The 23,768-nt window shown below is 69.3% G+C and carries 21 protein-coding genes and 3 pseudogenes; 17 read left to right on the top strand and 7 right to left on the bottom strand.

Annotated features, from left to right (window positions below; all coding sequences use genetic code 11):
* The 6 genes and pseudogenes from GJ634_RS15400 to mce all read left to right on the top strand — a co-directional run.
* A partial coding sequence (locus GJ634_RS15400; protein WP_197425429.1) for an outer membrane lipoprotein carrier protein LolA occupies positions 1-936 on the top strand: 936 nt, incomplete at its 5' end.
* Positions 937-968: 32 nt separating this feature from the next.
* A complete protein-coding gene (locus GJ634_RS06585) occupies positions 969-1,595 on the top strand; it encodes a hypothetical protein (protein WP_157501440.1) in 627 nt (208 codons plus the stop codon).
* A gap of 45 nt (positions 1,596-1,640) precedes the next feature.
* Complete coding sequence (locus GJ634_RS06580; protein ID WP_157501437.1) at positions 1,641-2,222, top strand: GNAT family N-acetyltransferase; 582 nt, start codon at positions 1,641-1,643, stop codon at positions 2,220-2,222.
* Positions 2,223-2,273: 51 nt separating this feature from the next.
* A pseudogene (locus GJ634_RS06575) lies at positions 2,274-3,960 on the top strand (methylmalonyl-CoA mutase).
* Between the two features lie 61 nt (positions 3,961-4,021).
* Positions 4,022-4,977 (top strand): annotated as a pseudogene (locus tag GJ634_RS06570) (oxidoreductase).
* Positions 4,978-5,023: 46 nt separating this feature from the next.
* Positions 5,024-5,413: a methylmalonyl-CoA epimerase gene (gene mce, locus GJ634_RS06565; RefSeq protein ID WP_157501434.1), complete on the top strand. Its 390-nt coding sequence runs from the start codon at positions 5,024-5,026 to the stop codon at positions 5,411-5,413.
* On the opposite strand, the gene GJ634_RS16000 is transcribed toward mce, so the two are convergent.
* Together GJ634_RS16000 and GJ634_RS06555 are read right to left on the bottom strand one after the other, a co-directional pair.
* Positions 5,410-5,931, bottom strand: coding sequence for an NUDIX hydrolase (locus tag GJ634_RS16000; protein ID WP_157501431.1), 522 nt, complete (start codon positions 5,929-5,931; stop codon positions 5,410-5,412). The two genes, mce and GJ634_RS16000, sit on opposite strands and share 4 nt — an antisense overlap.
* 94 nt (positions 5,932-6,025) lie before the next feature.
* Positions 6,026-6,667 (bottom strand): FAD-dependent oxidoreductase, encoded by a 642-nt coding sequence (locus GJ634_RS06555; RefSeq protein ID WP_157501428.1) that lies wholly within the window; start codon positions 6,665-6,667, stop codon positions 6,026-6,028.
* Between the two features lie 269 nt (positions 6,668-6,936).
* On the opposite strand from GJ634_RS06555, the gene GJ634_RS06550 reads away from it, so the two are divergent.
* From GJ634_RS06550 to GJ634_RS06530, 5 genes and pseudogenes are all read left to right on the top strand, one after another.
* The gene (locus tag GJ634_RS06550) at positions 6,937-8,679 is read left to right on the top strand and encodes a 2-oxoacid:acceptor oxidoreductase subunit alpha (RefSeq protein ID WP_157501425.1); all 1,743 of its coding nucleotides are present in this window, start codon (positions 6,937-6,939) and stop codon (positions 8,677-8,679) included.
* Between the two features lie 3 nt (positions 8,680-8,682).
* Positions 8,683-9,551: pseudogene (locus tag GJ634_RS06545) on the top strand (2-oxoacid:ferredoxin oxidoreductase subunit beta).
* A gap of 232 nt (positions 9,552-9,783) precedes the next feature.
* The gene (locus tag GJ634_RS06540) at positions 9,784-10,857 is read left to right on the top strand and encodes a succinylglutamate desuccinylase/aspartoacylase family protein (RefSeq protein WP_157501422.1); all 1,074 of its coding nucleotides are present in this window, start codon (positions 9,784-9,786) and stop codon (positions 10,855-10,857) included.
* Positions 10,858-11,059: 202 nt separating this feature from the next.
* Positions 11,060-12,298, top strand: coding sequence for a digeranylgeranylglycerophospholipid reductase (locus GJ634_RS06535; protein ID WP_157501419.1), 1,239 nt, complete (start codon positions 11,060-11,062; stop codon positions 12,296-12,298).
* Positions 12,299-12,355: 57 nt separating this feature from the next.
* Positions 12,356-13,183, top strand: coding sequence for an aldo/keto reductase (locus GJ634_RS06530; RefSeq protein WP_157501416.1), 828 nt, complete (start codon positions 12,356-12,358; stop codon positions 13,181-13,183).
* A 189-nt stretch (positions 13,184-13,372) separates the two neighbouring features.
* Here GJ634_RS06530 and GJ634_RS06525 read toward each other — a convergent pair whose 3' ends face one another.
* A complete protein-coding gene (locus GJ634_RS06525) occupies positions 13,373-14,344 on the bottom strand; it encodes a phosphoadenosine phosphosulfate reductase family protein (protein ID WP_157501413.1) in 972 nt (323 codons plus the stop codon).
* Positions 14,345-14,423: 79 nt separating this feature from the next.
* Positions 14,424-15,428 carry a phosphate uptake regulator PhoU gene (locus GJ634_RS06520; RefSeq protein WP_157501410.1) on the bottom strand — a complete coding sequence of 335 codons (1,005 nt, stop codon included), beginning with the start codon at positions 15,426-15,428 and terminating at the stop codon, positions 14,424-14,426.
* A gap of 227 nt (positions 15,429-15,655) precedes the next feature.
* On the opposite strand from GJ634_RS06520, the gene GJ634_RS06515 reads away from it, so the two are divergent.
* The 6 genes from GJ634_RS06515 to GJ634_RS06490 are packed head-to-tail and all read left to right on the top strand — an operon-like array spanning position 15,656 to position 21,637.
* Positions 15,656-16,666 carry a PstS family phosphate ABC transporter substrate-binding protein gene (locus GJ634_RS06515; RefSeq protein ID WP_157501407.1) on the top strand — a complete coding sequence of 337 codons (1,011 nt, stop codon included), beginning with the start codon at positions 15,656-15,658 and terminating at the stop codon, positions 16,664-16,666.
* A 55-nt stretch (positions 16,667-16,721) separates the two neighbouring features.
* The gene (gene pstC / locus GJ634_RS06510) at positions 16,722-17,681 is read left to right on the top strand and encodes a phosphate ABC transporter permease subunit PstC (protein ID WP_157501404.1); all 960 of its coding nucleotides are present in this window, start codon (positions 16,722-16,724) and stop codon (positions 17,679-17,681) included.
* Position 17,682: 1 nt separating this feature from the next.
* Positions 17,683-19,329: a phosphate ABC transporter permease PstA gene (gene pstA / locus GJ634_RS06505; protein WP_157501401.1), complete on the top strand. Its 1,647-nt coding sequence runs from the start codon at positions 17,683-17,685 to the stop codon at positions 19,327-19,329.
* Between the two features lie 2 nt (positions 19,330-19,331).
* Positions 19,332-20,210, top strand: coding sequence for a phosphate ABC transporter ATP-binding protein PstB (gene pstB / locus GJ634_RS06500; RefSeq protein ID WP_157501398.1), 879 nt, complete (start codon positions 19,332-19,334; stop codon positions 20,208-20,210).
* Positions 20,211-20,215: 5 nt separating this feature from the next.
* Positions 20,216-20,896, top strand: a complete 681-nt coding sequence (phoU, locus tag GJ634_RS06495) for a phosphate signaling complex protein PhoU (RefSeq protein ID WP_157501395.1) — start codon at positions 20,216-20,218, stop codon at positions 20,894-20,896.
* Between the two features lie 45 nt (positions 20,897-20,941).
* Positions 20,942-21,637 carry a TOBE domain-containing protein gene (locus GJ634_RS06490; protein ID WP_157501392.1) on the top strand — a complete coding sequence of 232 codons (696 nt, stop codon included), beginning with the start codon at positions 20,942-20,944 and terminating at the stop codon, positions 21,635-21,637.
* A 41-nt stretch (positions 21,638-21,678) separates the two neighbouring features.
* Here GJ634_RS06490 and GJ634_RS06485 read toward each other — a convergent pair whose 3' ends face one another.
* The 3 genes from GJ634_RS06485 to GJ634_RS06475 form a co-directional block, all read right to left on the bottom strand.
* Positions 21,679-22,089: a glutaredoxin gene (locus tag GJ634_RS06485; protein ID WP_157501389.1), complete on the bottom strand. Its 411-nt coding sequence runs from the start codon at positions 22,087-22,089 to the stop codon at positions 21,679-21,681.
* 209 nt (positions 22,090-22,298) lie between these two features.
* A complete protein-coding gene (gene gfcR / locus GJ634_RS06480) occupies positions 22,299-22,931 on the bottom strand; it encodes a transcriptional regulator GfcR (protein WP_157501386.1) in 633 nt (210 codons plus the stop codon).
* Positions 22,928-23,768 (bottom strand): glucose dehydrogenase (locus GJ634_RS06475; RefSeq protein WP_157501383.1); only part of this gene is annotated, 841 nt, incomplete at its 5' end. The genes GJ634_RS06475 and gfcR, both read right to left, overlap by 4 nt.

Below are 23,768 nucleotides of genomic sequence, written 5' to 3'. Positions count from 1 at the left end.
CAGCGCCGCGAGCGCGTCGTGGACGGGGACGAGCGCTACGAGCTGACGGTGTCGAACGGCTCGACGATGTGGCTGTACGACGGCGACGCCGGCCGCGCGAAGCGCATCCCGCTCTCGCAGACGCCGGACGGCGAGGCCACCCGGGGCGACCGCGTCGAGCGGCTGTTCGCCGCGCTGGACGTGACCCGGGCCGACGATACCGCGAGCGCGTCCGGCCCCGAACTCGCGCCGCTGCCCGTCGTCCCGGGGACCGTCGGCGGCCCGGACGCGCCCGCGAACCGCTCGCTCGGCGTCGAGTACGACGGCACCGCGACGGTCGGCGACCGGGAGGCGTACGTCCTCCGCGTCACGCCCGAGGCCGAGAACGCGGCCTACGAGCAGACGCTGCTGGTGGACACCCGGCACTTCTTCGTGCTCGAACAGCGCACCGAGTGGGTCGACGACGGGACGCCGGTCTCCGTGCGCACGACGTACACGAACGTCACCTTCGACCCCGGACTGGACGACGAGGCGTTCGCGTTCGACCCGCCGGCGGACGCGACCGTCGAGCACGTCGACCCGCCGACGCAGACGGCCTACGGGACCGCGGCGAAGCTCCGCGCGGCGACGGACGTCTCGGTGCCGTCGCCCGAGCTGCCGGCGTCGTTCCGGCCGACGTACGCCTCCGAGACGACCGGCGAGGTCCACGGCGTCGGCCTCCGGTACGTCAACGAGACGGGCCGCGTCACGGTCGCGAAGTACAACCGGACGTTCCCCGCGGACGGCGACCGCACGGTCTCGGTGGGCGGCCACGAGGCGGCGGTGACGTACGGGCCGACGGCGTCGGTGTCGTGGAACTGCGACCGGTACCGGTACACGGTGCGCGGGCAGAACGTCCCGGCGTCGGTGCTCGTGGAGGTCGCCCGCAGCGTCGCCTGCGAGCCGTCGGCGGCGTGACGTTTTAGTCAACCGGCTGCGAACCGCCGCGAGTGCACCGAGCCCTCCTCGCAGCCGCCCTCGTGGCGGTCGTGGTCGCCGGGAGCGGCGCGGCCGCGGACGCCGACGCCAGCGTGGTCGCCCGCTACCCCGCGGAGAACGGCACGATGACCGAGACGACCGTTGTGAGCGCCGACGACGTCGCGTCGGCCGAACCGACGACGACGCGGAACGGCGGCGCCGGCGTCGCCGTCACGCTGACCGACGCGGGCGCGCAGTCGTTCACCGACGCGCTCGTCGACGCCGGCTTCACGACCGAGGGCGCCGCCCGGAGCTGTTCGACCGACGGCGCCGAGCGCAACGACGAGGGGTACTGCCTGCTGACCGTCCTCGACGGCGAAGTGGTCTACGCGGCGGGCCTGACCGAGCCGCTGGCGGAGACCATCGAGAGCGGGGAGTTCGCCGAGGACCCGCGGCTGCTGCTCGCGACCGCGACCGAGGCGGACGCGAACCGGCTCGCGCGGGCGTTCGGCGCGGACGTCCCCACGACGACGGAAGCCGCGAACGCGACGACCGAACGGCCGGCCACCGAGAGCACGAGTCCGGTCCCCGGGTTCGGCGTCCCGACGGCGGTGCTCGCGGCCGCACTCGCCGCCGGCGCCGGGCTCGCGCGTCGGTGACCGCCCCCGCAAACGCTTTTCCGGACGCCGTCCGAGGGTACTGGTATGTACGCCCGCGACGCGAAGAAACACGAGGAGGTGTGGTTGCTCGACCGCCTCGACGAGTTCGGGTTCGAGGACCCGGCGTTCCGCTCGCGGGATTACGTGCTCGCCGTCGACGGGGACACCAACGAGCGCGCGGGGTTCGCGCGGCTTCGCGTCCACGCGGGCGACGACGACCCGGTCTGCGAGTTCACGAACATCGGCGTGCTGTCGGACTGGCGCGGCCGCGGCGTCGGCGCCCACCTCCTCGAACACCTCGTAGAGGACGCCCGCGAGCAGGGCTTCGACGCGGCGTACGCGCTCACGGACGAGCCCGACTACCTCGCGCAGTTCGGCTTCGAGCGCGTGCCCGCCGACGCCCTCCCCGAGCCGCTCCCGGACCGCCTCGAGGCGACCCGGGAGTACCAGCCAGACGCGGTGCCCGTGCGGCTGGCGTTCGCGGACTTCGAGATTCCCCAGCGGCTCCGCGAGCGGTTCGCCGCCGACGAGGCCGACGACGACGGGGACGACGAGAGCGAGGAGGCCGCCGAGGACTTCGGCATCGACCCGGACTCCGCGACGTACAAGTACGACACGGGCGGGTGACCGGCGTCGGGGAGCGCACGAACTAAGGCGCAGTCCGCCGTCCGTCCACCCATGTTCGACGATGAGGACCTCGCGGCGATTCGCGAGTCCCACGAGGAGTGGGAATCGGAGACGCTGTCGCCCACCCTCGACCGCTTCGGGGAACGCAGAGAGGAGTTCCGGACGGACACCGGCGGCCAGTCCGTCGACCCCATCTACACGCCCGAGGACGTCGCCGACCTCGACTACGAGGACGACCTCGGGTTCCCCGGCGAGGAGCCGTACACGCGCGGCGTCTACCCGACGATGTACCGCGGGCGGCTGTGGACGATGCGCCAGTACGCGGGGTTCGGGACGCCCGAGGAGACCAACGAGCGCTTCCACTACCTCCTCGACGAGGGCCAGACCGGGCTGTCGATGGCGTTCGACCTGCCGACCCAGATGGGCTACGACTCGGACGCGACGATGGCGCAGGGCGAGGTCGGGAAGTCCGGGGTCGCCATCGACACGCTCGCGGACTTCGAGGAGGTCTTCGACGGCATCCCGCTGGACGAGGTGTCGACGTCGATGACCATCAACGCGCCCGCGAGCGTCCTGCTCGCGATGTACATCGCGGTCGGCGACCAGCAGGGCGTCCCCAGAGAAGAGCTCCGGGGGACCATCCAGAACGACATCCTCAAGGAGTACATCGCGCGGAACACGTACATCTTCCCGCCGGAGCCGTCGATGCGAATCATCACGGACATCTTCGAGTTCTGCGCCGAGGAGACGCCGAAGTTCAACACCATCTCCATCTCCGGGTACCACATCCGGGAGGCGGGCGCGACCGCGGCACAGGAGGTCGCGTTCACGCTCGGGGACGGCATCGAGTACGTCGAGACGGCGCTGGACGCGGGGCTGGACGTCGACGAGTTCGCGCCCCAGCTCTCGTTTTTCTTCAACGCTCACAACAACATCTTCGAGGAGGTCGCGAAGTTCCGCGCCGCCCGCCGCATGTGGGCGAAGATCATGGAGGAGCGCTTCGACGCCGAGAACCCGAAGAGCAAGCAGCTGAAGTTCCACACGCAGACCGCGGGGTCGACGCTGACCGCCCAGCAGATCGACAACAACATCGTCCGCGTGGGGTATCAGGCGCTCGCCGCAGTTCTGGGCGGGACGCAGAGCCTCCACACGAACGGGAAAGACGAGGCGCTCTCGATTCCGACCGAGGAGTCCGTGCGCACCGCCCTGCGCACCCAGCAGATTCTCGCTCACGAGTCCGGCGCCGCGGACACCGTCGACCCGCTCGCGGGGAGCTACTACGTGGAGAGCCTCACCGACGAGGTCGAGGAAGAAGCGCGCGAGATTCTCGACGAGGTCGAGCAGCGCGGGGGGGATGCGGCAGGCCGTCGAGGACCAGTGGGTCCAGCGCCAGATTCAGGACGTGGCCTTCGAGCGCCAGCAGGAGATCGAGGAGGGAGAGCGTATCATCGTCGGCGTCAACGAGTTCGAGGTCGAGGACGACGAGCCGGAGGTCGACATCGAGGAGGTCACCGAGGAGGACGAGCGCCAGCAGGTCGAGGGCCTCGAAGCGGTCAAAGCCGACCGCGACGACGAGGCGGTCGAGGCCGCGCTCGCGGACCTGAAGGACGCCGCGGAGGGCGACGAGAACGTGATGCCGTACATCGTGGCCGCGGTGAAGGCGTACGCGAGCGTCGGCGAGATCTGCAACGCGCTCCGTGACGTGTTCGGCGAGCACCGGCCCGGCGCCGCGCTGTAGGGACGCGGCCAGCGTCGCCGCGACGCCCCGTCTTATGGGGCTCGCGCGTGGATTTGAACACATGTTCAACGACAGCGGGTGGACGGCCGACGACCTGCCACCGCAGGCCGGCCGGAACGTGGTCGTGACGGGCGCGAACAGCGGCATCGGCTTCGAGGCGGCGAAGGCGTTCGCGGCCGAGGGCGCCCACGTCGTGATGGCGTGCCGGAGCGTCGAGCGCGGCGAGGACGCGAAGGCAGCGATCGAGGCCGACTACCCGGGCGCGTCGCTGACCGTCCGCGAACTCGACCTCGCGGACCTCGACTCGGTGGCGGCGTTCGCCGACCGGTACGCGACCGAGTACGACGCCCTCCACGTCCTCTGCAACAACGCGGGCGTGATGGCGGTTCCGCGCTCGGAGACCGCCGACGGCTTCGAGACGCAGTTCGGCGTCAACCACCTCGGGCACTTCGCGCTCACCGGCCGCCTCCTCGACGTGCTGCGGCGGACGAGCGGCGAGACGCGCGTGGTCACGCAGTCCAGCATGGCCCACGAGAGCGGCGAAATCGACTTCGACGACCTCCAGCACGAGGACGACTACGACAAGTGGGCGGCCTACGGGCAGTCGAAGCTCGCGAACCTCCTGTTCGCGTACGAGCTCGACCGGCGGCTGCGCGCCGCCAACGCCGCGGTCGCGAGCGTCGCCTGCCACCCCGGGTTCGCCGCGACGAACCTCCAGTACCGCGGCCCCGAAGCCGAGGGGTCGCGGCTGCGCCTGCTCGCGATGAAGGCGCGAACGCCGTCGTCGCGCAGAGCGCGCGAGCGGGCGCGTGGCCGCTGCTGTACGCCGCCACGCACCCGTCAATCGACGGCGGCGAGTACGTCGGCCCCGGCGGGCTGCTGAACGCGCGCGGCCACCCCGAGGAGCAGTCGTCCAGCGAGCGCTCGTGGGACGAAGCGACCGCGCGCCGCCTCTGGTCGGTCTCCGAGGACCTCACCGGCGTCGCGTTCGACCTGCCCGCACCCGGCGACGACTGACGGACGCGCCGGAGCCTTGATAGTCGGGGCGTGGGGACTCCACAGCATGCACGTCGACCACATCGGCGTCGCGACAGCCGACGCCGACGCCCTCGCGAGCCTGTACGGGACGCTGTTCGACGCACCCGTCGCGCACGAAGAAGCGTTCGACGGCCTCCGGTTCGTCTTCCTCGAGCTCGACGGCGGCAGCTACTTCGAACTCCTCGAACCGGTCGACGACGACACCCAGATCGGCGGGTACCTCGACCGCGAGGGGCCGGGAATCCACCACGTCGCGCTCGCCACCGAGGACATCGACGCCGCGCTCGAGACGGCCCGGGGAGCGGGCGTCGAACTCATCGACGAGGAGCCCCGAGCAGGCGCGTGGGGCCACGACATCGCGTTCCTCCACCCGACCGACACCGGCGGCGCGCTCGTGGAGTTCGTCGAACACTAGTCGTCGAGAATCGCGCTGACGTGCGGCCCGATGGCGTCCGGCGGGTCCGCGGGGTCGAACCACCGCGACTCCAGAATCTCGTCGGACGGCGAGACCGCCCGGTCGTCGACGTCGCCCTCGAAGAACACCCACAGCCCGGTGACGCCGTCCCCGCCCTCCACGAGCGCGAACGACTGCCGGATGACGCGCGCGACGCCGGACAGCGTACACGTCGCGCCGACGTCCTCGTGGACGCGGAACTTCGCCGTGTCCGCGTGGGACTCCCCGCGCTCGGTCGACCCGCCGGGGAAGTCCCACGCGTCCGGCTGGTCGCCGTACCGGACGAGCAACACCGCCCCGTCGTGGCGGAGGACGACGCGGGCGCCGCCGAGCGACCCGGCCTCGGCGGCCTGCAGGCAGTCCGTGTAGACGGCGCGCGGGACCACCGTCTCCTCGTCCACGACGTCGAACGCCCCGTAGTCCCGTTCGAGGTCGGCGAGCCGTCGCCGGACCTGTTCCGAGCTACTCGGCGGCGACACGCGTCGACCAAAGGAATCCTCCGGTTTAGTTCGTTTGGCTCCGAGCGCGGCGTACGGGCCCTCAGCGCCGCGAGTCGCGCGGGTCGACGCCGCGCTACGGCGCCGGGCCGAAGCTCTCGACCTTCGCGGCGTCCGTGTCGAAGCCCGCGGCCCCGAGCGCGTCGACGGCGGCCTCGCAGAACTCCGCGAACCCGTAGACGAACGGGACGGCGTCCGTCGGCCCCGTCAGCGACCGGACCGCGCCGCCGACGCCGTCGACGACGAAGACGACGCTCGCGCCGGCGTTCGACAGCGCCGCGAGGCGGTTCTCGTGGACCGGTTCGTCGTCCTGGTAGACGACGGTGACGTCGGCGCCGGCGGCGAGCGCGCGCTCGCCGACCGCGACCGCGGGGCCGACGCCGGGGCCGCCCGCGAGCACGACCACGCTGTCCTCGCCCTCGTAGTAGTCGTCGCCGAACGGCCCGGAGACGACGACTTCGTCGCCCGGGTCACGGGACGCCAGCCACGGGCCGAGCGTCCCCTCGGGGTCGACCTCGACGGTGACCTCGAACGTCTCCGCGACGTCCGGCGAGGAGAGCGTGTAGAACCGCCCCTCGCGCTCGCCCTCGAACTCGGCGAAGACCTGTACGAACTGCCCGGGTTCGGCCGCGAACCCGTCGGGGCTCTCGAACACCACGGCGACGGTGTCCGTGCCGACGTCGCGGACTTCCCGCACGCGAACTGCTGTCTCGTCCATACCGCGGATTCGCGCCCGCGGCCCAAATGGATTCGCTTCCCGGCCCGCGACCGTGCGAGAGCTTGGCGCGGAAGTGGCAACTCCGGTATCGGAAGTTCCCGATAGACACGCGGGCGTAACGCGCGCGTGGAACGGCCGTCCATCACGACCCCCCAGACTATCATGGACGAATGCCCAATTATATCGCGGAGTCGGGGAGAATCGACTGTTTCGACGGGGCGTACGGCTTCAGAAGGCTTTTTGCAAGCGGCACGGCTACCCCCTGACACATGCACGACGACCTGAACTGGGCCATCGGCGGCGAAGCCGGCGATGGAATCGCGTCCACCGGGAAAATTTTCGCGCAGGCGCTGTCCCGCGCGGGTCGCCACGTCTTCACCTCGAAGGACTTCGCGTCCCGAATCCGCGGCGGCTACACCGCGTACAAGGTTCGCACGTCCGTCGACGAGGTGCAGAGCGTCGTCGACCGACTCGACGTCCTCATCGCGCTCACCGAGCGCACCGTCGACGAGAACATCGACGAGCTCCACGACGGCTCCGTCATCATCTTCGACGGCGACCGCACGGAGTTCTCCGACTTCGAGGCGCCCGAGGAGACGGTCGGCCTCGACGTCCCCCTGAAGTCGCTGGCGGAGGACGCCGGCGGCGCCATCATGCGCAACATCGTCGCGCTCGGCGCCGTCTGCGCGGTCACCGACTTCCCCATCGAGAACCTCGACGAGTCCCTCGAGAAGCGCTTCGGGAGCAAGGGCGAGAGCATCGTCGAGAACAACAAAGAGGCCGCCCGGCTCGGCTTCGAGTACGTCGAGGACGAGTACGCCGACGCGGAGGCCACCTACGAGCTGGAGACCACGGACAACGACTACGTCCTGCTGAACGGCGACGAAGCCATCGGCATGGGCGCCATCGCCGCCGGCTGCCGGTTCTACGCCGGCTACCCCATCACGCCCGCGACGGACGTCATGGAGTACCTCACCGGCCGCATCGAGCAGTTCGGCGGCCACGTCGTCCAGGCCGAGGACGAGCTCTCCGCCATCAACATGGCGCTGGGCGCCGCCCGCGCCGGCGCTCGCGCGATGACCGCGACCTCCGGCCCCGGCATCGACCTGATGAGCGAGACGTTCGGCCTCGTCGCCACCAGCGAGACGCCGCTGGTCATCACGAACGTCATGCGCTCCGGCCCCTCGACGGGGATGCCCACGAAGCAGGAGCAGGGCGACCTGAACATGATGCTGTACGGCGGCCACGGCGAAGTGCCGCGGTTCGTCGTCGCGCCCACCTCCGTCGCGGAGTGTTTCCACAAGACCGTCGAGGCGTTCAACCTCGCCGAGAAGTACCAGCTCCCCGTCTACCTCACGGCCGACCTCTCGCTGGCGGTCACCGAGCGCACCTACGAGCCCGACGAGTTCGACATGGACGAAGTCGAAATCGACCGCGGGAAGCTCGTCGACGAGGACGACATCTCCGCGTGGCAGAACGAGAAAGACCAGTTCAAGCCCCACGCCGTCACCGCCGACGGCGTCAGCCCGCGCGCCGTTCCCGGGACCAGCGGCGGCGTCCACATGTCCACCGGCCTCGAGCACGACGAGCTCGGGCGCCGCACCGAGGACACGGACGTCCGCGTCGAACAGGTCGACAAGCGGAACCGCAAAGTCGACACCGCCGAGGAGCGCGAGGACTTCGACTACCGCGAGTTCGGCGACGCCGACGCCGACAAGCTCGTCATCTCGTGGGGGTCCAACGAGGGCACCATCGTCGAAGCGCTCGACTACCTCGACGACCTCGACGTGCGCGTGCTCTCCGTCCCGTACATCTTCCCGCGTCCCGACCTCAGCGCCGACGTGCAGGCCGCCGAGGACGTGGTCGTCGTCGAAGCCAACGCCACCGGCCAGTTCGCGGACGTCGTCGAACACGACACCCTCGAGCGCGTCGACCGCATCAACAAGTACGACGGCGTCGACTTCAAGGCCGACGAACTCGCTAGTGAAATCAAGCAGACCCTGGAGGCCTAACTCATGAGCTCAGAGAACGTCCGATTCACCGACTTCAAGTCCGACAAACAGCCCACGTGGTGTCCGGGATGCGGCGACTTCGGCACCATGAACGGCATGATGAAAGCACTCGCCGAGACCGGCAACAGCCCCGACGACACGTTCGTCGTCGCCGGCATCGGCTGCTCCGGCAAGATCGGGACGTACATGCGGTCGTACGCCCTCCACGGCGTCCACGGCCGCGCGCTCCCGGTCGGCACCGGCGTCAAGCTCGCCAACCCCGACCTCGAAGTGATGGTCGCCGGCGGCGACGGCGACGGCTACTCCATCGGCGTCGGCCACTTCATCCACGCCGTCCGCCGGAACGTCGACATCACGTACGTCGTCATGGACAACCGCATCTACGGCCTCACCAAGGGGCAGGCGTCCCCGACCAGCCGCCCCGACTTCGAGACCTCCACCACCCCCGAGGGGCCGAAGCAGCCGCCCGTGAACCCGCTCGCGCTCGCGATGTCCGCCGGCGGCTCGTTCATCGCCCAGAGCTTCTCCTCCGACGCGATGCGCCACACGGAGATCGTCAAGGAAGCCATCGAACACGACGGGTTCAGCCTCGTCAACACGTTCAGCCCCTGCGTCACGTTCAACGACGTCGACACCTACGACTACTTCCGGGACAGCCTGGTGGACCTCTCCGAGGAAGACGACTACGACCGCCACGACTACGACCAGGCCAAGGACGCCATCCTCGACGCCGACAAGGAGTACATGGGCGTCCTCTACCAGGACGAGAACTCCACGCCGTACCACGAAGCCCACGGCGTCCACGACAACATGGCCGAGATCCCCGACGCGCCCCCGACGGCGCCACCGACCTCGTCCGGGAGTTCTATTAGTCCACTTTTTGCGCTGCGCTCGCGGCGCTGACGCGCCGCTTCGCTCGGCAAAAACGTGGTGAAAAAAGCGCCGTCGGACCCCCTACCGGGAGTCCTCGCGCCCGCGCTCACTCGCTGCGCTCGTTCCCGCGGTGAACCGCTCGCGCCTACGGTGCTCGCGGATGCTCTTCTCCCTCTTCGCCCGCACAGCACCGCCGCCGTGTTTATCGTCGGTGGTCGCGAGCGTACAGGCATGAGCGACGTTCCGCCGGAGCCGTTTCGGTACGAGGGGGAGGTGCCGCCCGGCGAGAAGCGCCACCTGCGCTACGAGATCGGAGAGACGTACCTCGGGGACCCCGTGGAGATGCCGGTGACGGTCGTGAACGGCGAGGCCGGCGGGCCGACGGTCTGTCTGGTCGCCGCCGTCCACGGGGACGAGCTGAACGGCGTGAAGGTCCTGCAGGAGGTCGCGGCCGAGTACGACCCCGGGGAACTCCACGGGACGCTCGTCTGCCTGCACGTCGTCAACGTCCCGGGCTACCTCGCCCAGCAGCGGGACATCCCCATCTACGACCAGGACCTCAACCGCTCGTTCCCGGGCCGGGAGCGCGCGAACACCGCCGAGCGGATGGCCCACGAGGTGTACCGGCGGTTCGTGAGCCAGTGCGACGCCGTCGTGGACTTCCACACGTCGACGCGGAACCGCACGACGATGTACCACGTGCGCGCGAACACCGCGAACGAGGACGTCGTCCGGCTCGCGGAGGCGTTCGGCGCGAACGTGATTCTCGCGGGGACGGGCGACGAGGGGTCGCTGCGCAGCACGGCGACCCGGGACGGCATTCCCACCATCACCGTGGAGATGGGGAAGGCCCACCGGTTCCAGCGCCCGCTCGTCGAGAAGGCGCTCGGCGGCGTCGAGAGCGTCCTCGCGGAGTACGGCGTACTCCCGGACGGCGACGTCGCGGCGCCGAACTGGCAGGAAGTGCTCGGCGGCAATCAGGAGAAGCGGTGGCTGCGCGCGGACACCGGCGGCCTCGTGGAGATGCAGTGGGGGCCGACGCCGCTCGTCCACGAGGGCGAGACCATCTGCACCATCAGCGACCACTTTAGCACCGAGGAACACGTCGTCGACGCGCCGTTCACGGGGATTCTCGTCGGAATTCTGGAGAACCCCGTGGCGGCGCCCGGCCACCCGCTCTGCCACCTCGCGCGCATCGACGCCGACACCCACGCCGAAATCGAGCGGGAGATCGACGCCGGGGAGTTCGACGGCTACCGGCTGCTCGGCCTGCGGTGGATGGGCGACGGCGAGGAAGCCGAGTGACCCAATTCCGCCCTCTCGCGGGCGTCAGGAACGTTCCCGCGTGTTTTTTACCTGCGACGCGAGTTACGTCGAGTAACAGTGACCGCGGACGCCGACGAGACTGGCCGCGAACCCGGGACCCGCCTCCGGCCCCGACGCCGCCAGCCGGGCGTCCGTTCGACCACTGCGGCCCGAGCGCCGCACCACACCGACCCCCTACGCCATGTCTGAGCACTACGACGTCGTCGTCGCCGGCGCCGGTCCGGCAGGAGCACAGTGCGCGCGAGACCTCGCCCAGCGGAACTACGACGTGCTCGTCCTCGAGGCCGAGCCCGAGGACGGGTTCCCGCGGCAGTCGAACAAGTCCACGGCGGGCACGTTCGCGTCGATGACGGGCGCGTTCGGGATTCCCGACGACGTCGTGATGCAGTACACCGACGAGGTCGTCCTCGAGTCCCCGAACGAGCACTTCGTCCAGAACCAGCCCGGCGCGGTCCTGGAGTTCGCGGAGTTCAAGCAGTGGCTCGTCGCGCGGGGCCGCGAGCACGGCGCGGAGTACCGCTTCGGCGCCCGCGCGAACAACCCCATCATGGAGGACGGGGAGATCGTCGGCGTGCAGTACGCCGGCGACGAGGAGGTGTACGCGGACATCGTCGTGGACGCGACGGGGCCGGCGGCGCCGCTCGCGAAGAAACTCGACGTCTGCGACCTCCAGCGCGACCACCAGGCGGTCGGTATCGAGTGGGAGATGGAGGGCGTCGACGTCGACCACCCGGACTTCGCGGACCTCCGGCACGCGATGATGCTGCGCCTCGACCACGACGTCGTCCCCGGCGGCTACTCGTGGATCTTCCACACGGGCGGCGACACGGCGAAGGTCGGCCTCTGTTACATCCAGAACCAGCGCTACCGGCAGTACGGGGACACCACGCGGAGCATCGACGAACACCTCGAGGCGTGGCTCGACGAGGACCCGCGCTTCGAGAACGCCGAGCGCATCGCGGACAAACAGCAGCACCGCGGCTCCGCGCACATCCAGATGCCCGACAGCTTCAGCACGGACAACTTCATGGCCATCGGCGACACCGTGCCGACCATCGACCCGCTGTGGGGGGAGGGCATCCACAAGGGCATGGAGTCCGCGCGCGCCGCCGCCATCACCGCCGACCGCTGCCTGATGGGAACCGAGACGGACACCTCGGCGGCCGCGATGTCGGTCTACGACGACCTCTGGCGGAGCCGGGTCGCCCCGGACATGCGCCGCCGGCTCGCGATGACCCAGCTCCTCTATCTCGCGCCGAACGACCGCTACGACCGCCTGATGGACGACCTCAACGCGATGGACGTGGAGACGCTCAGCGAGGCCAACGAGGGCGGGCTGCGCGGCCTCTCGAAGCTCGTCCACCTCGACGACCTGCCGCTGCTCGCGCGGTTCGCGAAGCAGCGCCTCGCCGAGCGATAGCCCGCGGGCGCCGCCGCCTCCCCAAGCACTAACCTCGCGGCGACCCTCGATTCGACTATGTCTCAGAACGAGCAGCGACGCGCACCGCTGGCGAACGGGATGCCGATGCTCGGGCTCGGCACGTGGCAGAACGAGGACCCCGACCAGTGCGCCGAGAGCGTCCGCACGGCCCTCGAAGCGGGCTACCGGCACGTCGACACCGCCCAGATTTACGGCAACGAGGAGGCCGTCGGCCGCGGCATCGCGGAGGCCGACGTCCCCCGCGAGGACGTCTTCCTCGCGACGAAGGTCTGGATCGACAACCTCGCCCACGACGACGTGATTTCGACGACCGAGGAGAGCCTCGAGAAGCTCGGCGTCGACTCCGTCGACCTCCTGTACGTCCACTGGCCGTCCCGTGCGTACGACGCCGAGGAGACGCTAGCGGCGTTCCAGCAGCTCCGCGAGGACGGGCTCACTGACCGCATCGGCGTGAGCAACTTCCAGCCGCGGCACCTCGACGAGGCGCGGGACGTGCTCGGCGAGGACCCGTTCGCGAACCAGGTGGAACTCCACCCGCTGCTCCCCCAAGACGACCTCCGCGAGTACGCCGACGGCCGGGACCTCGAACTCGTCGCGTACTCGCCGCTCGCGCGCGGCGACGTCTTCGACGTCCCCGAGATTCAGGCCGTCGCCGACAAGCACGGCGTCAGCGAGGCGCAGGTCAGCCTCGCGTGGATTCGCGAGAAGGGCGTCACCGCCATCCCGAAGGCCACCGGCGAGGACCACATCGCGGACAACCTCGCGAGCCTCGACGTCGACCTCGACGACGAGGACGTCGCGAAAATCGACTCCGTCGACGCCCGCGACCGGCAGGTCGACCCCCGCTTCGCGCCGTGGAACTGAACTGAGGGGCCGCCGCGCCAGCCGACTGTTCTTTCGTCGAAACCGCGAAGCCGGAAGGAGAAGCATCGGCGCGCGGAGCGCGCCGTTCACCGCGCGAGTGAGCGGAGCGAACGAGCGCGGCCTTTTTTAGCGTAGATTTTTTGGCCGAGTGGTTCGCCGGAGGCGAACCCGAGGCGAAAAAAGGTACGTTTACATGTACCCGAGGTCGCGCAGCCGCTCCATCAGGTCCTCCTTGTCCTGGGCGCGGCCGGCGCGCTCGGTGGTGTTCTCGAGGTCCTGGAGCCACGCGGGCTCCTCGGCGGCTTTGTCCGTCGAAACTTCAGAGCCGAGCGAGCGGAAGCCCTTGAAGTACTTGGGGGAGACGGGGATGTCCTCGTGGGTGAGGCCGTTCGGGAGGTCGTCGTAGTCCTGGGGGACGTAGCCGTCGTCGGGGTACTCCTCGACGGTCTCGGGGACGACGTAGAACCAGAAGGCGTCCCAGACGGCGGCCTCGTCGAACTGGAGGATGGGCTGGACGCGGTCGTGCGGGGGGTAGACGTCGGGGTCGTGGCGCGGGCTGAAGAACGTCTCGTCGGCGCGGGCTTCCTGTTCGTCCCAGCGGATGCCCGAGAGGATGCCGTCGACGTCGTGCTCCTCGAGGGCGTTGTTGAGCGCGACGGTCTTCAGGAGGTGGTTGCCGACGTAGGTGTCCAGCAGGAACGGGAACGAGTCCTCCTCGTACTCGAGGAGGTCGCGGACGTGGTGCTGGTTCTGTTCGTTGAGCGCGTCGATGGGGATGTCGTCGCCGGGTTCGAGGTCGTTGGCGTCGACGTAGTCGCCGACGTCCTCGTTGCGGGCGTAGACGACGTCGAGGTCCCACTCGTCGGCCCAGTGGTCGACGAAGTCGTGGAGCTCGTCGAAGTGCTGGAAGTGGTCGATGAAGATGGTCGGCGGGACTTCGAGGTCGAACTGCTCGGCGACCTCCTTCACGAAGTACAGCGTGAGCGTGGAGTCCTTCCCGCCGGTCCACATGATGGCGGGGTTCTCGTACTCTTCGAGCCCCTTCCGGGTGACTTCGATGGCCTTCTCGATTTTGTCTTCGAGCGTCGGGTAGTCCTCGGGGGACTCGCCTTCGCCGTCAGTGTAGTCGACGTCGAGGTAGTCGGGGAATTCCTCGCCCATACCGTCGGAATCAACGTTGTAACGTATAGGTTTGTGGTTCGCGAGTAGCGGTGTCGGGGGTCGAGGGTAGCGGCAGAACTTACGGGCCGGGGGTGGGCGCGGACTTCTGGAGCGCGGTCTCGGCGATGTTGCCGCCGTAGTCGGCGCTCCGGGACAGCGAGTCGACGACGAGGCCGAGGTGCTGGGCGCGGTGGGGGTCGAGGTCGTGGAGGAGGTCGTCGATGGCGCGGGTGTGTTCGTCGATGTCGCGGACGTCCGCGCGCGCTTCGTTGGCGAGCCGGGTGGCTTCGTCCGGGTCGTCGGTAAAGAGTGCCTCCATCGCGGTGCCGACGATGTCGGTGGCGTCGGCTTCGAGGTCCGCGAGCGCGTCGCCCACCTCCTCGGGGACGTCGGCGTCGAGGTCGCGGGCGACGTTCGCGATTTTCGCGGCGTGGTCGGCGACGCGCTCGAGCTGGCGGGCGCTGGAGTGGTAGTCGAAGGCCGTCTCGCGGCCGAGGCCGATCTCCTGGGCGACTTTCGGGGAGCGCAGGGCGCCCCGGAAAATGCGGGAGACGACGTACCAGAGGCGGTCGACGTCGTCGTCGCGCTCGATGACGTCCGTGGCGACGTCGAGGTCCCCCTCTCGGAGCGCGTCGACGGCGTCGCCGAGCATCGACGTGGCGATGAGGTGCATGCGCCGGACGGCGTTGTGGATGGACAGCTCCGAGGAGTCCAACAGGTCCTGGATGACGACGCGGTCGCCGGTCTCCTCGAGCACTTCGAGGCCGACGAGGCTCTGGGTGGCGTTGCGGATGACGCGGCGCTGGTCGGCGTTGATGCGGTCGGCTTCGAGCGCGAGCACGTCGAAGCCGCTGACGTACATCGTCATCACCGCGCGCATGAGCTCGTCGCCCTCCATGCCGGAGATGTCCAGCGTCCCCTCCTCGGTGTCCGTCGAGGAGAGGGGGGTCAACAGCAGCGACCCGCTGTCGGGGTGGAAGCCGACCTCGTCCCCGGCCTCGACGTCGTGCTCGCGCGCCCAGTCTTTCGGAATCGAGACCGTGAACGTCGACCCCCCGGTGACCTGGACCTTCCTGCGTTCCATGCCTCGGCGTTGCGAAGGCAACAATATAAATTCTTCCACCCATATATATCTCGCCCATCGAGCGACCGTGAGCCTCTAAACCAACGTATATAGCGTTAATAGGTCCTGATTGCCGATATTTCGATTCCCCGATTCGGCCTCGTATTACCCGTGAGAACGTCTACATAGGTATACCTATATAGATAACATAGTAGGATATTTATCTACATCTCCCTCACTACCAGGTGATGACTCGTAACGAGTCGGCTGTCAGTTCGCGACGCAAGTTCTTGACCGGCCTCGGCGCCGTCGGCGCCGCAGCGGTGGCCGGCTGTCAGAGCACCGGCGACAGTGGGGGGTCCGGTGGCCTCTCGGGCTCCATCGACATCGCGGGGAGTTCGACCGTCTTCCCGCTGGCGACGGCGATGTCCGAAGCGTTCCGCGGCGACGACGTCGGCGAAGCCCACCCCAACGTCGACTTCAACATCCAGTCGACCGGCTCCGGCGGCGGCTTCGCGAACCACTTCTGCCCGGGCAACACCGACTTCAACAACGCCTCCCGGCCCATCCGGGAGCAGGAGCGCCAGCAGTGCGCGAGCAACGACGTCGAACCCGTCGAACTGACCGTCGCGACGGACGCGGTGACGGTCATCGTCAACAACGACCTCGACATCGACTCCATCACCGTCGAGGAGCTGGCGACCATCTGGTCGGCCGAGTCCCAGCCCGAGCAGTGGAGCGACGTCAACTCCGACTGGCCGGACGAACCCCTCGAGCTGTACGGCCCCTCGGACGCCTCCGGCACCTACGACTACTTCATCGAGTCCGTCCTCCACAGCGGCGACGAGGAACTGAGCCACCGACAGGACTACTCCGGCACCGAGCAGGACCGGACCATCATCCAGGGCGTCGAGGGCTCCCAGTACGCCATGGGGTACATGGGGTACGCGTACTACTCCACGAACCAGGACCGCGTGAAGGCCCTCGCCATCCAGGACGGCGACGGCGAGCCCGTCGAGCCGAGCCTCGAGACCGCTCGCTCCGGCGAGTACACGCCGCTGTCGCGGCCGCTGTTCACCTACCCCGCGAAGTCCTCGCTGGCCGAGGAGCACATCGCGGAGTTCGCGCGCTTCTGGCTCGAGAACGCGACCAGCGAGCAGCTCGTCGCCGAGGACGTCGGCTACGTCCCGCTCAGCGAGGAGGTCCAGCAGGAACAGCTCGACGCCCTCGAGACGGCCATCGAGGAAGCGCAGAGTTAACCGCCCACGCGGCCGAACAAAGAGCTTATAGGTTCAGCATGACCGGAACAAATCAATGAGCGGCGACAGCCTGGCGGACGACCTCACTCGTCGGACCCAGAACGCGCCACCGGAGTTGCTCTCCCGGACGTTCTTCTTCGTGTGTGCCGCGCTCTCGATAGCGACGACCATCGGTCTCATCCTCCTCCTGACGACGGAGGCCGCGAAGTTCTTCACGTTCTCGGCGCCGCTGGTCGGCGTGGAGGGGGAGACCGCGACCGTCGTCGAGTTCCTCACAGGTACCGAGTGGCAACCGACCGGCGGCGAGTTCGGCGTGCTCGCGCTCGTGACGGCGACGCTGATGGTGATGATCGGCTCGTCGCTCATCGCGTTGCCGCTCGGGGTCGGCACCGCCATCTACCTCAGCGAGTACGCCAGCCCGCGCGTGCGTTCGCTTCTCAAGCCCGGGCTGGAGATTCTGGCGGGCATCCCGACGGTCGTCTACGGGTTCTTCGCCATCATCTACATCACCCCGATGCTCCGGCCGTTCATCCCCGGCCTCGGGACGTTCAACATGCTGTCGGCGTGCATCGTCGTCGGCATCATGATCATCCCGATGGTCGCGTCCATCAGCGAGGACGCGATGTCCGCGGTCCCCGAGTCGCTCCGGCAGGCCGGCTACGGGATGGGCGCGACGAAGTTCGAGGTGTCGACGGACATCGTCGTCCCGTCGGCGCTCTCGGGCATCTTCTCGTCGTTCATCCTCGCGCTCTCGCGGGCCATCGGCGAGACGATGGCGGTCACCATCGCGGCCGGGTCGACCGCGCAGTTCCTCAACCCCCTGAACCCCGCCACGTACACGGAGCGCGCGCTCCCGATGACCGCGGCGATGATCAAGCTCATCGGCGGGGACGTCACGGGCGGCGGGCTCGCGTACCGGAGCGTGTTCGCCATCGGCATCACCCTCTTCGTCATCACGCTCGCCATGAACGTCATCAGCGACTACGTCGCGCAGCGATACCAGGAGGAGTACTGAGATGGCGACGAACAACGAAATCGAGGGGTTCGGGCGCGTCAGCCGGACGATCGGCACGGTGTTCCGCTACCTGCTGCTGGCGGCGACGCTGGTCGGCCTCGTCTTCGTCACGATACTGCTGGTCTACGTCGCCAAAGACGCCGTCCAGCCGCTGACCGCCGACCCCGCCTGGCACCTGACGTTCTTCCTGACGCTCGTGGTACCGACGCTGGCGGCGGGCGCGTACGCCTACCGGGAGAGCGTCGAGGCGCTCCGCACGGGCGTGTTCTCGGTCGGCTTCGTCGTCGTCGCGTTGATGTTCAGCGGCGGCGCGGCGATGATCTTCGTGGACATCGTCGAGCCGCTGACGTGGCTGGCGTTCCTGCTCGCGCTCGCGGTCCCCACCGCGGTCACCGCGGCGGTCGTCAGCTACGACCACCGCGTCCCGTTCGCCGCGCAGTTCCTCGCGACGGTCGCGGCGTTCTACCTCTCGCTGTTCGGGATTCCCGGCCCGCTCGGCTCGCTCGCCGGCGTCCCGACGCTCGTCCCGAGCCTCTTCGACTTCGTCGCGGGCCTGCCGCTCGCGCCCGCGCCGTGGCTGATGATGGCGGGGACGCTCGGCCCGCCCGTGGCGTACGTCGGCAGCCAGTACGTCGCCGGCGACCGCGACCGACGCGCGCACGTCCTGACCGGGGCCGCCGTCCTCGCGCTCGTGCTCGCGGGCGGCGCGCTCGGCCCGTTCGCGGGCGTCGACCCCGTACCCGGCGTCGTCGTCGCGGCCATCGGGCTCGCGCCGCCGCTCGTCTACACCGCCGGCACCGCCGCGAACCGCCCGACAGAGCGAACCGGGCTGGTCGTCCCGGCGACCATCGTCGTCGGGTCGCTGGTCGGCGCCGCGGCCACCGACGCCCTCGGGTTCGCCGGCCCGCAGTCGTGGGTCGACTGGGCGTTCCTCACGGGGTCGCACAGCAGCACCGCCGCGGAGGCCGGCTTCTACCCCGCCATCGGCGGCTCGATCCTGCTGATGCTGACCGTCGCCGTGCTCGCGTTCCCCGTGGGCATCGGCGCCGCCGTCTACCTCGAGGAGTACGCCCCCGACAACCGCTTCACGCGCATCATCGACGTCAACATCTCGAACCTCGCGGGCGTGCCGTCGGTCGTCTACGGGCTGCTCGGCCTCGGGCTGTTCGTCACGTACCTGAACCAGCCCCCGGGGACGGTGCTGCTCGGCGGCGCGACCCTCGGCCTGCTCATCCTCCCCATCGTCATCATCTCCGCGCGTGAGGCCGTCCGCGCGGTGCCCGAGGACATGCGCGCGGCCTCCTACGGGATGGGCGCGACGAAGTGGCAGACCGTCAAGAACGTCGTGCTGCCGCGGTCGTTCTCCGGCATCCTCACCGGGACGATTCTCGCGCTCGGCCGCGCCATCGGCGAGACCGCGCCGCTCATCATGATCGGCGCGCCGAACGTCAAGTACTCGCTGCCGGCGGGGCTCTCGGAGGCCGCGTCCGCGATGCCGCTGCAGGTGTACGCGTGGTCGAGCCTCTACGCCAGCGACGGGTTCTACGAGCAGGCAGTGCCGGCGGGCGTCGTGGTGCTCGTCGCCATCCTGCTGGCGATGAACTCCATCGCCATCGTCCTGCGGAACAAGTACCAGTCCACGGAGTAACCATGAGTGACAACACACCACAGACCGACGAACCGGCCGGCGGGGAGACCGCCGACCCGACGAACGACGACATGCTCGTGGAGACCGACGTCGCCGCGGCGACGTCCGGCTCGACGGCGGGCGCGACCCCCGACCCGGTCATCCGGTCGCGGGACCTCGACGTGTTCTACGGCGAGGAACAGGCCCTCGACAGCATCGACATCGACATCCCGGAGAACCGCGTCACCGCCATCATCGGCCCCTCCGGCTGCGGGAAGTCGACGTTCCTGCGCTGCATCAACCGGATGAACGACCGCATCGACGCCTGCCGCGTCACCGGCGAGCTCTCCCTGCGCGGGAAGAACGTCTACGACGACGACGTCGACCCGGTGGCGCTGCGCCGCCGCGTCGGGATGGTCTTCCAGGAGCCGAACCCGTTCCCGAAGAGCATCTACGACAACGTCGCGTACGGCCTCGAGATCCAGAACATCGAGGGCGACCACGACGAGATCGTCGAGCAGTCCCTGAAGCGGGCGGCGCTCTGGGACGAGGTCAGCCACCAGCTCGACAGCTCCGGGCTGGAGCTCTCGGGCGGCCAGCAGCAGCGGCTCTGCATCGCCCGCGCCATCGCGCCCGACCCCGAGGTCCTGCTGATGGACGAGCCGGCGTCGGCGCTTGACCCGGTGGCGACGAGCCAGGTCGAGGACCTCATCGAGGAGCTCGCGGAGGACTACACGGTCGTCATCGTGACGCACAACATGCAGCAGGCCGCCCGCATCTCCGACAAGACCGCGGTCTTCCTCACGGGCGGCGAGCTCGTCGAGTTCGGGGACACCGACCAGATCTTCGAGAACCCCGAGCACCAGCGGGTCGAAGATTACATTACGGGCAAGTTCGGGTAACAACCATGCCACGCGAGAGCTACCAAGAGAAACTCGACGCGCTCCGCAGCGACGTCCTCTACATGAGCGAGATGGTCGTCGACCGCCTGCGGCTGGCGCTGGAAGCGATGGAACAGAAAGACGAGGAGACCGCCAAGCGGGTCATCGAGGGCGACGACGAGGTCAACGAGCTCTACCTCGACCTCGAGGAGGACTGCATCGACCTGCTCGCGCTCCAGCAGCCCGTCGCCGGCGACCTCCGGCTCATCGCGTCGTCGTTCAAGATCACGACGGACCTCGAGCGCATCGGCGACCTCGCGACGAACCTCGCGGAGTACACCCTCGACGCGGACCGCGACATGTTCCCCGAGGTCGACATCCAGGCCATCGGCCGGACCACCATCGAGATGGTCGAGGACGCGATGGACGCGTACGCCGAGGAGGACGTCGACGCCTGCTACGAGCTCGCCGAGCGCGACGACGAACTCGACGAGGCCTGCCGCCGCGCCTCCGAGACGGTGATGCGGGACCTCATCGAGACGGAGATCGACACCGAGTCCAGCGAGGAGGACGTCGAGGCGCTGATGAACGACGTCTCCCGGATGCTGCTGACGGTCCGGGACCTCGAGCGCGTCGGCGACCACGCCGTCAACGTCGCCGCGCGCACCCTCTACATGGTCGAGAAGGACGACGAGCTCATCTACTGAGCCGGCGACCCAACGCTTTTGCGAGTGCTCCGGGTACAGCGACGCATGGACACCTCCCCGGAGTTCGACGCGTACGTCGGCAGCGACGGGGTGGCACTCGACGCGCGGGACGTCGCGTTGCTGCGCGCCATCGACGACGAGGGGTCGCTGAGCAGCGCGGCGGCGTCGCTCGGCCGGTCGTACGCGCACGCCCAGCGCCGCGTCGTCGAACTGGAGGACGCGTTCGGCTCGCTCGTCGACCGCCAGCGCGGCGGCTCCGGCGGCGGCGGCAGCGAGCTCACGGACACCGCGACGGAGCTGCTGGCGACGTTCGAGCGCGTGCAGACGAGCTTCGAGGGCGTCACCGAAGTCGCGGAGACGGTCCTCTCGGGGACGGTCGTGGACCGCGACGGGGAACTCGCGACCGTCGAGACGGCCGCGGGCCGCGTGCGCGCGCTCGTCCCCGAGGGCGACGCCGACGTCCAGCTGACGCTGCGCGCGGACGCGGTCACGCTCACGGACCCCGCGGACGCGCCGACGGCCGACCACACGAGCGCCCGCAACCGCTTCTCGGGCACCGTCGAGGGCGTCGAGACCGGCGAGCGCGTCGCCCGGGTCGCGGTCGACGTCGGCGCCGACGACCCCGTGCTCGCGCTCGTCACCGAGGACTCCCGCGCCCGCCTCGACCTCGAACCCGGCCGCGAGGTCGTCGTCTCCTTCAAGGCCACCGCGACCCGCGGCGTCCCCGTCGAATCGCCGTAGCTGGCGCTACCGGACGTCGAAAAACGCGAAGGAAGAGCGCCTCAGAACGGGGATTCGACGCCGTCGTCGACGCTCGCCGCGCCGGCGTCCTCGTCGACGTCCGCGTCGTCGGCGTTCAGTTCGTCCGCGAGCTCGCCGCGCTCCTCGAGCTCCGCGAGGATGTCGCTGCCGCCCACGAACTCGCCGTTCACGAACGTCTGCGGGATCGTCTCCCAGCCGCTGCGCTCCTCGAGCGCGACGCGGAACTCGTCGAGGCTCTGGAGCGCGTCCACCGTGTGGACGTCCGGCCGGTACTGCGAGACGAGGTTCACCGCGCGCTTCGAGAACCCGCACTGGGGCATCCGCTCGTCGCCCTTCATGAAGAGGACGACCTCGTTGTTCTCGATCGCCTGCTCGACGACGTCGTCGACTGCGTCCTGCTCCATCGAGGAGTCCATCGGGTCGAAGGCCATACGCGCTCTAGGTGGAGCACGGAGAAAGGGTTTGGGTCGCGTGGTCGACCGCAGGGAGACCACGGAACGTGCGAGCGGCGACCAGCAGGAGCCGTGAGCCGCGTGCCCGGCCGGTGGGAGACCACGGAACGTGTGAGCGGTGACCGAAGGAAACCGTGAGCGCCGCTGGCCGACCGACCAACCGCGCGATTCGGTGAGCGGCCGTCCCGTCAGTCGTCGTTGCCGACACGGATAACCTGGAACAGCGACTCGAGGGGGACGTCGTCGACGTCCGCGATGCCCTGTTTGTCCACGAGGACGCCGCAGGCGACGGGTTTGCCGTCGGCCTCGCGGATGGCGTCGACGGTCTCCGAGATAGTGGTGCCGGAAGTGATGGTGTCGTCGACGACGAAGCACTCGCGGTCGGCGACGCTCGCGAAGTTCCGGCTGAAGCTCCCGCCGAGGTCGTCGATGTCGCCTTCCTCCCACTGGTGCTTGCGGGGCGTGTAGGTCGCGAGGTCGGTCTTCAGCTCGTTCGAGACCGCGGTCGCGAGCGGGACGCCGGCCTTCTCGACGCCGACGATGAGGTCGACGTCGTGGCTGTGTTCGCGGAGCGCGTCCGCGAGCGCCATGCCGACGGCGTTGAGGCGCGCGCCGGCCTCGCCGACGTTGCTCCAGTCGACGTGGACGTCCTGCGGGCCGCCTGCGGGTTCGTCCTCGACGGGGGCCGCGGTGCCGGCGCGCTCGACCAGCCAGCTCGCGGTCTCCCGGGAGACGTTCAGTTCGTCTGCGATTTCGCCGCGCGACAGCCCGCGGGCCGCCAGCTCCGAGGCGCTGTCGATGAGGTCGTCGACGTTCTTCATCTACTGTCGAATTGAACCGCCGTCTTGATGGTCGTTTCGTCGTCGACGAACGCTCGGTCGAACTCGTCGAGGTCGTAGACGCCGGTGACGAGGTCGTCGAACAGCCACTCCGGGAGCGACTGGAGGGTGTCGACGGCGGCCTCGAAGTGGTCGACGCCGGAGTTGACGCTGCCGACCAGCGCCTTGTTCTCGAGGACGAGCTCGCGGTGGAGGCGGCCGCCGTCGACCTCGAACGCCCACTCCTCGGGGACGCCGAGGAGCGCGCCGACGCCGTTGGGGGCGAGCGCGTCGACGGTCTCGAAGGCGTGTTTCGCGTAGCCGGTGGCCTCGTAGACGAAGTCCACCGGCTCGTGGGCGTCGGGAATCTCGGGGACGGGCGTCTCCCGGGAGTCGACGTACGTCGCGCCGAGCGCCTCCACGAGGTCGATGGTGGGGTCGGGGCGGTCGCGGCGCCCGAGGCAGTACGTCCGCTCGAAGCGGTCGTCGGCCTCGAGCATCGCGAGCGTGAGCAGGCCGAGCGAGCCGTTCCCGAGCACGAGCGCGGACTCGGGCTGCCAGTCGAACGCCGACCGCGCGGCGTACGCGTGCTCGAAGGCCTTCTCGGAGATGCTCGCGGGTTCGACGAGGAAGCCGCGGTCGGCGAGGGCGTCGGGAATCTCCACGAGGAACTCCGCGGGGCTGGTGAAGTACTCGGCCATGAAGCCGTGGGCGCCCTCGATGCCGCGCTCGTGGTACTGCCCGCCGGGCGCCATGTCGGGTTCGCCGCGCTCGAAGTAGTCGTTGGCGCCGTTCGGCCGCCGGCGGACCGTCGGGACGACGACGTCGCCGGCGTCGAGG

Source organism: Halobacterium sp. CBA1126 (genome assembly GCF_009741975.1).
Classification (GTDB): domain Archaea; phylum Halobacteriota; class Halobacteria; order Halobacteriales; family Halobacteriaceae; genus Halobacterium.
Note: the sequence above shows the minus strand (reverse complement) of the source record. Positions and strands in the feature narration are given on the sequence as shown.

Excerpts from the sequence above, each read along its gene's own strand:
- GJ634_RS06580 (WP_157501437.1), top strand. The coding sequence starts at position 1,641 with ATGTACGCCCGCGACGCGAAGAAACACGAGGAGGTGTGGTTGCTCGAC.
- pstA (WP_157501401.1), top strand. The coding sequence starts at position 17,683 with ATGGCGACGAACAACGAAATCGAGGGGTTCGGGCGCGTCAGCCGGACG.
- GJ634_RS06490 (WP_157501392.1), top strand. The coding sequence starts at position 20,942 with ATGGACACCTCCCCGGAGTTCGACGCGTACGTCGGCAGCGACGGGGTG.
- phoU (WP_157501395.1), top strand. The coding sequence starts at position 20,216 with ATGCCACGCGAGAGCTACCAAGAGAAACTCGACGCGCTCCGCAGCGAC.
- GJ634_RS06530 (WP_157501416.1), top strand. The coding sequence starts at position 12,356 with ATGTCTCAGAACGAGCAGCGACGCGCACCGCTGGCGAACGGGATGCCG.
- GJ634_RS06540 (WP_157501422.1), top strand. The coding sequence starts at position 9,784 with ATGAGCGACGTTCCGCCGGAGCCGTTTCGGTACGAGGGGGAGGTGCCG.
- GJ634_RS06550 (WP_157501425.1), top strand. The coding sequence starts at position 6,937 with ATGCACGACGACCTGAACTGGGCCATCGGCGGCGAAGCCGGCGATGGA.
- GJ634_RS06535 (WP_157501419.1), top strand. The coding sequence starts at position 11,060 with ATGTCTGAGCACTACGACGTCGTCGTCGCCGGCGCCGGTCCGGCAGGA.
- mce (WP_157501434.1), top strand. The coding sequence starts at position 5,024 with ATGCACGTCGACCACATCGGCGTCGCGACAGCCGACGCCGACGCCCTC.
- GJ634_RS06515 (WP_157501407.1), top strand. The coding sequence starts at position 15,656 with ATGACTCGTAACGAGTCGGCTGTCAGTTCGCGACGCAAGTTCTTGACC.
- GJ634_RS06485 (WP_157501389.1), bottom strand. The coding sequence starts at position 22,089 with ATGGCCTTCGACCCGATGGACTCCTCGATGGAGCAGGACGCAGTCGAC.
- GJ634_RS06520 (WP_157501410.1), bottom strand. The coding sequence starts at position 15,428 with ATGGAACGCAGGAAGGTCCAGGTCACCGGGGGGTCGACGTTCACGGTC.
- GJ634_RS06525 (WP_157501413.1), bottom strand. The coding sequence starts at position 14,344 with ATGGGCGAGGAATTCCCCGACTACCTCGACGTCGACTACACTGACGGC.
- GJ634_RS06555 (WP_157501428.1), bottom strand. The coding sequence starts at position 6,667 with ATGGACGAGACAGCAGTTCGCGTGCGGGAAGTCCGCGACGTCGGCACG.
- gfcR (WP_157501386.1), bottom strand. The coding sequence starts at position 22,931 with ATGAAGAACGTCGACGACCTCATCGACAGCGCCTCGGAGCTGGCGGCC.
- pstC (WP_157501404.1), top strand. The coding sequence starts at position 16,722 with ATGAGCGGCGACAGCCTGGCGGACGACCTCACTCGTCGGACCCAGAAC.
- pstB (WP_157501398.1), top strand. The coding sequence starts at position 19,332 with ATGAGTGACAACACACCACAGACCGACGAACCGGCCGGCGGGGAGACC.